Genomic DNA, 10,737 nt, shown 5'->3' with positions numbered 1-10,737 from the left:
GTGTTTCGGACAGGTGTCCGCCACTTCCAGGCGCACCGCATCACCGTAGCGACGGGAGAACAGCTCGCCGCGCAGGGCGCGGGCCAAGTCTTCGACGTCTTCGGAGTCCAGCGCCAGGTCGGCGTTACGGGTCAGGCGGAACTGGTAGCAGCCCTTGACCTTCATGCCCTGGAACAGGTCATCGGCGTGGGCGTGGATCATCGACGAAAGGAATACATAGTTATCGCCAGCGCCCCCCACCTCTTCCGGTACCTTGATGATCCGTGGCAACAGGCGCGGTGCCGGAATGATCGCAAGGCCCGAGTCGCGACCGAAGGCATCGATACCTTCCAGCTCGACGATGAAGTTCAGGCTCTTGTTCACCAGCAGCGGGAACGGGTGCGTCGGGTCGAGGCCGATGGGGGTGATGATCGGCGAGATTTCGTCGCGGAAGTAGCGGCGCACCCAGGTCTTGATCTTGGTGGTCCAGTGCCGGCGCCGGATGAAGCGCACGTGATGCTTTTCCAGTTCCGGCAGCAGGATGTCATTGAGGATCGCGTATTGGCGGTCCACGTGGCCGTGTACCAGCTCGCTGATGCGGGCCAGGGCCTGATGCGGTTGCAGGCCGTCGGCACCGGCTTGTTCACGGGCGAACGTGATCTGCTTCTTCAGGCCGGCGACACGGATCTCGAAGAACTCGTCCAGGTTGCTGGAGAAGATCAGCAGGAATTTCAACCGCTCCAGCAATGGGTAGGACTCATCCAGCGCCTGTTCCAGCACGCGGATGTTGAATTGCAGTTGTGACAGCTCGCGATGGATGTACAGGCTGCTGTCATCCAGGTTGGTAACCGCAACCACCGGTACCGGCGCGGCAGCGGGCGCTTCGGCCACCACGGCAGGCGGGGCCGGCTCCAGCTCCGGCGGGGTCTCGGTAGCTTGTTCGACCACCGGGTGAGCGTCTTTTACGGCAACTTCTGTGAGTCCTTCGGTATTCATCGAGTGTTCCTGTGAGGGCTAGTGTTGCTCTCTAAGCAATTGGGCGGCGCGGGCGGCGAAGTAAGTCAGGATGCCATCAGCACCCGCGCGTTTAAAGGCAGTCAGGGATTCAAGGATCACCCCTTCACTCAACCAACCATTCTGGATCGCGGCCATGTGCATGGCGTATTCACCGCTGACCTGATAGACAAAGGTCGGCACCTTGAATTCCTCTTTGACCCGATAAAGGATGTCGAGGTACGGCATCCCGGGCTTGACCATCACCATGTCGGCGCCTTCGGCCAGGTCCGCGGCCACTTCGTGCAGGGCTTCGTGGCTGTTGGCCGGGTCCATCTGGTACGAGGCCTTGTTGGCCTTGCCCAGGTTCAGCGCCGAGCCCACCGCATCGCGGAACGGGCCGTAATAGGCGCTGGCGTACTTGGCCGAGTAGGCCATGATGCGCACGTTGACGTGGCCGGCCAACTCCAGGGCTTCGCGAATCGCCTGGATGCGACCGTCCATCATGTCCGAGGGGGCCACCACCTGGGCGCCCGCTGCGGCGTGGGACAAGGCCTGTTTTACCAGCGCATCAACGGTGATGTCGTTCTGAACATAGCCTTCTTCGTCGAGAATGCCATCCTGCCCGTGGGTGGTGAACGGGTCCAGCGCCACATCGGTAATCACCCCCAGCTCCGGAAAGCGTTCACGCAAGGCGCGGGTGGCGCGCTGGGCGATGCCGTCGGGGTTCCAGGCTTCGGCGGCGTCCAGGGACTTGAGCCCGGACGGCGTGACCGGGAACAGCGCCAGCGCCGGAATCCCCAGTTCAACCCAGTTCGCGGCCTCTCCGAGCAGCAAATCAATGGTCAAGCGCTCCACGCCCGGCATCGACGCCACCGCTTCCCGACGATTTTCACCGTCCAGCACAAACACCGGCAGGATCAGATCATTCACCGTCAGCACGTTTTCACGCACCAGGCGCCGGGAAAAATCATCACGACGGTTGCGACGCAGACGAGTGGCGGGAAACAGGCGGTTGGCGGGGGTAAAGCTCACGGCAGACTCCTGAGCCCGGCTTGACGGGCGAGCGTGACAGTTATAAGCGGCCATTATGACGAAGGAATTACAGTTGTGGTTAGCTCATGCGCCGTAAGGCAACCGGCGTGCGACCTGTAGTCGCATTCGTCGTTTATGTAGGAATTGTTCACTTCGTGACACATCTCGATACTTTCATGAATGTTCACGAAGGCGTAGGCTGCGCGTTCATTTCGCCAGCACCCAGACCATGCTTCAACAATTTCTGCATGACTTCGGCTACTTTGCGCTGTTCCTAGGCACCTTCTTCGAAGGCGAAACCATCCTGGTTCTCGCAGGCTTCCTGGCGTTCCGTGGATACATGGATATCAACCTGGTGGTGGTCGTTGCCTTTTTCGGCAGCTACGCCGGCGACCAGTTGTGGTACTTCCTGGGACGCAAGCACGGCCGCAAACTGTTGGCGCGCAAGCCGCGCTGGCAACTGCTGGGCGACAAGGCCCTGGAGCATATTCGCAAGCACCCGGACATCTGGGTGCTGAGCTTCCGGTTTGTCTACGGTTTGCGCACGGTGATGCCGGTGGCCATTGGCTTGTCGGGCTACCCGCCGGGTCGCTACCTGTTGCTCAACGGGATTGGCGCCGCCGTGTGGGCCGCTGCGCTGGGCGCTGCGGCTTACCATTTCGGCGCGGTACTGGAAGGCATGCTGGGCAGCGTCAAGAAATACGAGCTGTGGGTGCTGGGCGCACTGCTGGTGCTGGGCCTGGGCTTGTGGATTCGCCGGCGTGTCAAGAACGCCCGCCTGACCCGCGAAGCCTGTGCCGCCGAGAAGGTTCGCCTGGCGGCCGGCGAACCTGAAAAAGCCGAAAAGCCTACGACGCCAGTCGAGTAAGCCGGTCTCTGCAACAGTAGAGGCCGATGCCGCTGAGCAAGCTGTAACTGACCAGGCCCAGCCAGCCCAACGCGCTGGCCGGCCACAGCCCCACCAGCGGCGCCAGCCACACCAAAGGCACATTCAGTGCCAGGCGCACCAGCTCAGCCTTCAACGCCCACGGGCGATTCTCCAGCGCCACCCCCAGGGTGAACAACCCCAATGCCATCGCGCTCCAGCCCAACACCAGGGCAGCGGTCGGCAAGCCCTCGCCGAAATTCATCAGGTAGCTGCCAAAACCCACGTACGCGGCAAACTGCAGCGCGATGTAAATCTGTTGGCGCCCATCCAGCGGCACCTCGAACTTGCGGAACTGGCTCAAGTCCGGCTTGGCCATCGGGTACTTTGCCGCCACATCCGCCGGGCGCCAACCGGTGCGCATGAACCAGATCCGCAGCTTGTCCCACCCACTTTCGGTGCGCCGTGCATCACTCCACAGCTGCGCATAAAACTGCAGGTTGGCCCACAGCGGGTTCCAACTGGCCAAGGGCGTGGTCACGCCAAAGATTACCGGCTCGTTATCGTCTTCTTCCTGGAAGGAGCCAAACAGGCGGTCCCAAATAATGAACACCCCGCCGTAGTTGCGATCCATGTAGAGAGCGTTCTGTGCATGGTGGGCCCGATGATTGGATGGCGTGACGAAGAACCACTCGTACCAGCCGAGCTTCGGCACATGCCGCGTATGCACCCAGAATTGATACAACAGGTTGAGGGACGCCACGCTGATAAACACCACCAGCGGCACGCCGAGCACGGCCAGCGGCAGGTAAAAGATCCAGCTCAGCAGGAAGCCGGTGCTGGTCTGGCGCAAGGCGGTGCTGAGGTTGTAGTCCTCGCTCTGGTGGTGCACGGAATGCGCGGCCCAGAGGATGTTGCGCTCATGGCCCATGCGATGCAGCCAGTAGTAGCAGAAGTCATAGAACACAAAGGCGAACACCCAGGTCCAGACGCTCTGGGCCGACAGCTCGATGATCGCCAGGTGCTTGAGGGCGAAGGCATAGGTGAGGATGCCCACCCCTTTGGTCAGCAGCCCCGTGGTGGTGGACAGCACGCCGGTGCTGAGGCTGTTGATGGCGTCGGCCACCCGGTAGTTGCGTTGGCCGCGCCGGTAGTCGGCCAGCAGCTCGACCACGATCAAGGCAATGAAAAACGGTACCGCGTAAGGGACGAAGTCCATGGGCAAGTCCGGTCAATTATTGTTACATCTAGAGTAGGTGTAGCGGCTGGATATCCCATTGGCAATGAGTGACAAATGAGTAGACATTTAACGCCATGAATCAGGAGAAATGCCCATGAGCAAAAAGATTGCAGTGATCCTTTCCGGCTGTGGCGTGTACGACGGTGCCGAGGTTCATGAAAGCGTGATCACCCTGCTGCGCCTGGACCAGCGCGGCGCCGAGGTGCAGTGTTTTGCGCCGAACATTGCCCAGTTGCATGTGATCAACCACCTGACGGGCGAGGAGATGCCCGAGTCGCGCAATGTGCTGGTGGAGTCGGCGCGCATTGCCCGTGGCGAGGTGAAGGATATTCGTGAGGCCAACGCCGAGGATTTCGACGCACTGATCGTGCCCGGGGGGTTTGGCGCGGCGAAAAACCTGTCGAACTTTGCCGTGGAAGGCGCCGGGTGCAGCGTCAACCCGCAGGTGCTGGAACTGGCCGAGGCGTTTGCCGAAGCGGGCAAGCCCGTCGGGCTGATCTGCATCTCGCCGGCGCTGGCAGCGAAGATCTATGGCCCAGGCGTGACCTGCACCATCGGCAATGACGCCGACACCGCAGCCGCCATGGACAAGATGGGCGCCACCCACCAGGAATGCGCGGTCGACGACATCGTCGAAGACAAGGCGCGCAAGCTGGTGAGTACCCCGGCCTACATGCTGGGCAAACGCATCAGCGAAGTGGCGTCAGGCATCAACAAGCTGGTGGACCGGGTGCTGGAACTCACCCACGAGAACGATTAGGCCTTCATCAGCCGGGTCAGAATCCGATCCAGCGAATTGGCAAACGCCTGCTTGTCCTTGTCCCCATGGGGCGGCGGGCCACCGCCCATCTGCCCCTGCTCCCGCAGATCGGTGAACAGGTTACGCACCGCCAGCCGTTCGCTCATGTTCTGCGGGCTGAACTCCTTGCCTCGTGGGTCGAGCGCAGCCACGCCATTCTTCACCAAGCGGTCGGCCAACGGCACATCGCTGCAGATCACCAGGTCACCGGGCACGGCGTGCTCCACCAGGTAGTCATCGGCCGCGTCCGGGCCGCTGGGCACCACGATCAACTTCACGCACGAGAAGCTCGGCTTGATCTGGCTCTGCCCGGCCACCAGCACCACTTCGAACTGGCGCTTGAGGGCGAACTTCACCACCTGATCCTTGGCCGCCCGGGGGCAGGCGTCTGCATCGATCCACACGCGCATGGTTAAGCCACCACCCGGCGCTTTTCAGCGAGCCGGCTGCGACCGTACAGCACCACAATCGCCAGAATCGCCACAGCCTGGGCGCTCAGGGAATAGGCATCGGCGTGAATGCCCAGCCAGTCGAAGTCAAAGAACGCGACCGGCCGGGTGCCGAAGATCCCGGCTTCCTGCAACGCCTTGACGCCATGCCCGGCGAATACCACCGACAGCGCGCACAGCAACGCCGCGTTTATGCCGAAGAACAGCGCCAGCGGCAGTTTCGCCGAGCCCCGCAGAATCACCCAGGCCAGGCCCACCAACAGCACCAGCGCCGTGGCGCCACCGGCCAATACCGCGTTGTGCCCGGCAGGGCCGGCCTGCAACCACAGGGTTTCGTAGAACAGGATCACTTCGAACAGCTCGCGGTACACCGAGAAGAACGCCAGCATCGCAAAACCGAAGCGCCCGCCACCGCCCACCAGGCTGCTCTTGATGTAGTCCTGCCAGGCGGCCGCGTGACGGCGGTCGTGCATCCACACCCCGAGCCACAGCACCATCACGCTGGCAAACAGCGCCGTGCAGCCTTCCAGCAACTCGCGCTGGGCGCCGCTGACGTCGATCACATAAGCCGCCAACGCCCACGTCGCCAAGCCGGCCAACAGCGCCAGGCCCCAGCCGACGTTGACGCTGCGCACCGCCGATTGCTGGCCGGTGTTGCGCAGGAACGCGAGAATCGCCGCCAGCACCAGGATCGCTTCCAGGCCTTCGCGCAGCAGGATCAACAAACCGGAGATGTAGCTCAGGGACCAGCTCAAGCCATCGCTGCCCAGCAGGCCGGCGGACTCGGTGAGCTTGCCCTTGGCCACATCCAGGCGCTGCTGCACTTGCTCGATCGGCAAGCCGTCCTGCAATGACTGCCGGTAGGCCATCAGGGCCTTTTCGGTGTCCTTGCGCACGTTGGCATCAACGTTATCGAGGGAGCTTTCAACCAGCTCGAAACCTTCCAGGTAGGCGGCTACCGACAGGTCGTAGGCCTGCTCGTGCTCGCCATTGCGGAACGCGGCGAGGCTTTTGTCGAGGGTGGCCGCGGTGTAATCAAGCAACTGCGCCGGGCCACGCTTGACCTGCGGCGGTTGGGCGCGCTGGGCGCGGAAGGTGGCAACTGCGCCGGGACCTTCGGCAGCCAGCACTTCGTTGGGGGTCTGGCGCGCGAGGTCGGCGAGGTTGAAGGACTTTTCACTGTTCGCGGCAGCCGGGTCGGCGGTGAAGCCGGCGATATAGGTCGCCAGGTCCCAGCGCTGGCGGTCGTCCAGTTGATCGGCAAACGACGGCATGTCGGTGCCTTCCACGCCCAGACCCAGGGTGTTGTAGATCGCGTAGAGGCTCAAGCGATCGAGGCGTGCAGCGTCCCGCAGGTTGGCAGGCGGCGGCGTCATGCCCACGCTTGCGGGGCCATCGCCGGCGCCTGTGGCGCCGTGGCACACCGAGCAGTTCTGCGCGTACAGCGGCGCACCGCGCGTCGGATCGGGGGTAATGGCCGGGGCCTGGCTGACTTCATAGGCCACTGCCAACTTGGCGCCCAATTGCCGGGCCTGGTGCGCAACCACCGCGCCGTCCTGATGGGCCGTTACGGCGGCCAGCAGTTCATCCACGCCTTTGATCAGTTCGGCGCGCTCGGGCTTTTCCGGTAGATCGGCCACCAGCCCCTGCAACACCCCGAGAAACTCTACCTGTTCACGGTATTCGGAATCATCGATAACCTTGCCCGCCTCCACTGTCGGGGGGTAGTCCGCACCGATGTAGTCCAGTAAATGCAGGGCTTGGGGCGCGCCCTCGGCAGTTGCAGCCAGCAGGTTGAAACTGCACGACATCAACGCCGGCAGCACCAGCCAGGCAAGAAAACGGAAGGGGGCAATCATGAATGGATCTCAAAGGGAAATACGAAGTAACACATTGTCAAACCTTAAGGGGTTTGACTCAAGGCGTTAGTGATTCGGGGATGGGGATAACGACACTTAGGTAGTGGCATCCGAGCTAAAAATCGGATCCAAAAGGCCATTGTTTTGCCAGTAATGCAGCTTATAATGCCGCGCCTTCGTTATTTCGAAATGGCATTTCAGCTCCTCTTTTTATGAGGAATTGGCCGGATCGCAACGCGTTCCTGCCATTGGTGATTCGGCCCGACCAGCACATTCGGCCGATTACGTTCAGGGAAGAAGCTCTTCGATGGCATCTCGCGCCTTTACCTCGCTCACACTCGCGGCAGTGACCTTGCTGTCCGGTTGTTCGATGTTTCGCAGCTACGACACCGAGCTGCAAGCCACCAATCAGCAGTTGGCCACCGGCAACGTCGACGCCGCGCTGACCCTGCTTGAGAAGAACAACACCGGCGACGACAAGGACCTTCTCTACTACTTCGAAAAGGGTGAGTTGCTGCGCGCCAAGGGCGACCTGACCGGCAGCCAGGTCGCCTGGCGCAGCGCCGACCTGCAAGTCTACAAGTGGGAAGAGTCGGTCAAGTTCGACACCGACAAGTACCTCGCGCAGTTCGGCGCCTTCCTGGTCAATGACAAGGTCCGCCGCTACGAAGGCTACGACTACGAAAAGGTCATGCTGACCACCCAGATGGCCCTCAACCTGCTGGCGCTGAATGACTTCGACGGTGCCCGCACCGAGATCAAGAAGACCCACGAACGCGAAGCGGTGATTGCCGACCTGCGGGACAAGGAATACCTCAAGAGCGAAAACGAGGCCGAGCGCCAGGGCATCGCGACCCAGTTCAAGGACCTGCGCGGCTACCCGGTGGAGAGCCTCAACGCCCCTGAAGTGGTAGGCCTGAAGAACAGCTACCAGAGCGCTTTCAGCCACTACCTGGCCGGCTTCGTCTACGAAGCCCTGGGCGAAAAAGACCTGGCCGCACCGGGTTATCGCAAGGCCGCCGAACTGCGCCCCAACACACCGCTGCTGGAACAGGCCCTGCTCGACCTGGACAAATCCAAGGTCGGTGCGGACGAGACTGACGTGCTGATCGTGGTGCAAAGCGGCCTGGCGCCGGCCCGCGACTCGATTCGCCTGCCGTTGCCGATCCCCATCGACGGCCACCTGGTGATCACGCCACTGTCGTTCCCGGTGATCAAGCCCGACACCTCGACCGCGCCCTTCGCCCAGATCGGTGTCGACGGCTGGCAACAGAACCTCACTGCCCTCAACAGCACCACCGCCATGTCCCGCCGCGCCCTGCGGGATGACATGCCGGGGATCATCCTGCGCACCACCGTGCGCGCCGTCACTCGCGGCATCACCCAGAACAACCTGAACAAGACCAACCCGATGGCAGGCCTGGTACTCGGTATTGCCTCGGCCGTCACCGAAGGCGCCGACACCCGCACCTGGCGCACCCTGCCGGACATGACCCAGGTGACACGCCTGCGCCTCAAGCACGGCGAGCACCAGGTCAGCCTGCCCAACGCCCTGGGCGGCACGCTGGTGACGGTCAAGGCCGATCAGCGCTACCAGGTGATCACCCTGCGCGTGGTCGGCAACCAGGTCTTCGCCGGCGGTCTTGCAGCCCACGTGGTGCAGAACAATCCGCCCCAGGCCGTCGCCACTCTCAAACAACCTTAAGGAGCACGCTATGCGTCATTTCATCCTCGGCGCCCTGGCGCTGGTCCTGCTGGCCGGTTGCGCCACCCCGCCACCGCCGGAACCCGGAAGCGCCGCGAGCAAGATCGTGGTGATGGGCAAGTTCAAGGGCATCGCCGTCGGCGCCATCCGGGTCGCCCGGGAAAACGGTTTCCTGACCGCCAAGGTGCAGTTGAGCAACATCACCAGCAGCAACCAGATGATGTATTACCGCTTCGCCTGGCTGGGTGCCGACGGTTTCCCGGTGGGTGATGAAGAGACCTGGAAGGTGCTGAACCTCTACGCAAACCAGGCGACCTTCCTGCCGGCCATCGCCAACCTGCCCCAGGCTGCCGACTTCCGCCTTGAAGTGAAGACGCCTTGATCCACCCACTCATTCAGTTTCAGAGAGACATCCCCATGTTTGCACGCTTCTCGTTCCTCGCCGTGGTGGCCGTCCTGGCCAGCGGCTGCGCCAACACCTCGCCAGTCCTGGGCGGTAAAAACATCAGCTACGGCGACAGCAAGGCCGTGGAACTGGTGACCAACGAGTTCGGCTCCACCGACCTGCAGATGATCGCCGAAAGCATGACCCGCTCCCTGGCCCAGTCCGGCATCCTGCAAGGCCGTCCGGTGGTGCAGGTGTATGACGTGAAGAACAAGACCAGCGAGTACATCGATACCCGCGAGATCACCACGTCGATCAAGACCCAGCTGATGAAGACCGGCACCGCCCGCTTCGCCAGCGACAACACCGACATGCAAAGCCAGGTCGACCAACTGAAGCTGCAGAACCAGAGCGGCCTGTACAAGAAGTCGACCGTCAGCAAGACCGGCAACATGGTCGCCGCCAAGTACCGCCTGGAAGGCTCCATCAGCTCCATCGTCAAGCGCAGCTCGGACTACAAGGACGTGTTCTACAAGTTCAGCCTGCAACTGGTCGACGTCGAAAGCGGCCTGGCCGAATGGATGGACGAAAAAGAAATCCGCAAGACCACGGAGCGCTAAGCAATGCGTGCATGGATCGGCATGATCGGCCTGCTGTGCGCCTTTGGCGCCTCGGCCGCACCGAAGATCGCGGTAACCGACCTGGCCTACGAGGCTCGCGTGGAGGAATACATCCACCAGGTCGCGGCCAGCAACAATTTCCAGGCCAGCGCCTACAACGCCAGCGGCGCCTCGAGCTACAGCGAGTATGAAAGCCGTACCAGCTACATCGAGCAGACCGAGCTGCGCAAGTTCAGCGGCGACATCAAGGGGGAAATCCTCAAGTCGCGGCAGTTCCAGCTGGTGCAGGGCACGCCTTACACCGCAGACGCCAAGGGCGATGTGTATGACGTGATCAAGCGGATCAAGGCCGGTAACTTCAAGGGTGCGGACTACGTGCTGTTCGGCACCTTGTCGGACATCGACTTCACCCAGGACATCAACGCGCTGGACCACACCAACAGCTACTCGGCGGTGCTGGGCCTGACGCTGGTGGCGGATTTCAGCCTGATCAACACCCGCACCTTTGAGATCACCTCGGCGTTTACCGCCATGGGCGAAGGCCAGGACACCAAGCTGGTGAACAACCGTGACGTGCGCGTGAGCCTGAACCGGCCTCGCGTGGTGCGGGAAGTGTCGAAGGCGTTGGGCGAGGATGTGGCGCGGCAGTTGGCCGAACAACTCGGCGGTGGTTATCAGGAAGCACCTGGACAGCCTGCATTGCGCAATAACCTGCCACGGGATGAAGCGCCGAAGATCCTGCGCTGAACGAAAATCCCGCTACCGACATAAAACCAATGTGGGAGCGGGCTTGCTCGCGAATGCGGTG

10 protein-coding genes and 1 pseudogene are annotated in these 10,737 nt (G+C 62.2%); 6 read left to right on the top strand and 5 right to left on the bottom strand.

Annotated elements, in window-relative coordinates:
- A pseudogene (locus tag HX873_RS11170) lies at window positions 1-975 on the bottom strand (RNA degradosome polyphosphate kinase); the annotation flags it as partial.
- Between the two features lie 18 nt (window positions 976-993).
- Window positions 994-2,007, bottom strand: a complete 1,014-nt coding sequence (gene hemB / locus HX873_RS11165; RefSeq protein ID WP_177122670.1) for a porphobilinogen synthase — start codon at window positions 2,005-2,007, stop codon at window positions 994-996.
- Between the two features lie 229 nt (window positions 2,008-2,236).
- Here hemB and HX873_RS11160 point away from each other — a divergent pair, with 229 nt between their 5' ends.
- Entirely contained in the window at window positions 2,237-2,875 is a 639-nt protein-coding gene (locus tag HX873_RS11160) for a DedA family protein (RefSeq protein ID WP_003214015.1), read from the top strand.
- Here HX873_RS11160 and HX873_RS11155 read toward each other — a convergent pair.
- On the bottom strand, window positions 2,856-4,091 hold the full coding sequence (locus tag HX873_RS11155; RefSeq protein WP_003214017.1) for a sterol desaturase family protein: 1,236 nt from the start codon (window positions 4,089-4,091) through the stop codon (window positions 2,856-2,858). The genes HX873_RS11160 and HX873_RS11155 overlap by 20 nt on opposite strands.
- Before the next feature lie 115 nt (window positions 4,092-4,206).
- Between HX873_RS11155 and elbB the strand changes: the two genes are divergently transcribed.
- Window positions 4,207-4,872: an isoprenoid biosynthesis glyoxalase ElbB gene (elbB, locus tag HX873_RS11150; RefSeq protein ID WP_003214018.1), complete on the top strand. Its 666-nt coding sequence runs from the start codon at window positions 4,207-4,209 to the stop codon at window positions 4,870-4,872.
- Here elbB and HX873_RS11145 read toward each other — a convergent pair.
- Together HX873_RS11145 and HX873_RS11140 are read right to left on the bottom strand one after the other, a co-directional pair.
- Window positions 4,869-5,321 (bottom strand): YaiI/YqxD family protein, encoded by a 453-nt coding sequence (locus tag HX873_RS11145; protein WP_003214020.1) that lies wholly within the window; start codon window positions 5,319-5,321, stop codon window positions 4,869-4,871. The genes elbB and HX873_RS11145 overlap by 4 nt on opposite strands.
- A gap of 2 nt (window positions 5,322-5,323) precedes the next feature.
- Window positions 5,324-7,219, bottom strand: coding sequence for a cytochrome c/FTR1 family iron permease (locus HX873_RS11140; RefSeq protein ID WP_008439302.1), 1,896 nt, complete (start codon window positions 7,217-7,219; stop codon window positions 5,324-5,326).
- A gap of 307 nt (window positions 7,220-7,526) precedes the next feature.
- Here HX873_RS11140 and HX873_RS11135 point away from each other — a divergent pair, with 307 nt between their 5' ends.
- The 4 genes from HX873_RS11135 to HX873_RS11120 are packed head-to-tail and all read left to right on the top strand — an operon-like array spanning window position 7,527 to window position 10,676.
- Entirely contained in the window at window positions 7,527-8,924 is a 1,398-nt protein-coding gene (locus HX873_RS11135; protein WP_177122669.1) for a COG3014 family protein, read from the top strand.
- 10 nt (window positions 8,925-8,934) lie between these two features.
- Window positions 8,935-9,306: a YcfL family protein gene (locus HX873_RS11130; protein WP_008439304.1), complete on the top strand. Its 372-nt coding sequence runs from the start codon at window positions 8,935-8,937 to the stop codon at window positions 9,304-9,306.
- 35 nt (window positions 9,307-9,341) lie between these two features.
- Complete coding sequence (gene lpoB / locus HX873_RS11125) at window positions 9,342-9,929, top strand: penicillin-binding protein activator LpoB (RefSeq protein ID WP_003214026.1); 588 nt, start codon at window positions 9,342-9,344, stop codon at window positions 9,927-9,929.
- Window positions 9,930-9,932: 3 nt separating this feature from the next.
- Window positions 9,933-10,676: a penicillin-binding protein activator LpoB gene (locus HX873_RS11120; protein WP_087693297.1), complete on the top strand. Its 744-nt coding sequence runs from the start codon at window positions 9,933-9,935 to the stop codon at window positions 10,674-10,676.
- The last annotated feature ends 61 nt before the right edge of the window (window positions 10,677-10,737 follow it).

The sequence above is a fragment of the Pseudomonas sp. P7758 genome (genome assembly GCF_013386485.1).
Lineage (GTDB): Bacteria > Pseudomonadota > Gammaproteobacteria > Pseudomonadales > Pseudomonadaceae > Aquipseudomonas.
Note: the sequence above shows the minus strand (reverse complement) of the source record. Positions and strands in the feature narration are given on the sequence as shown.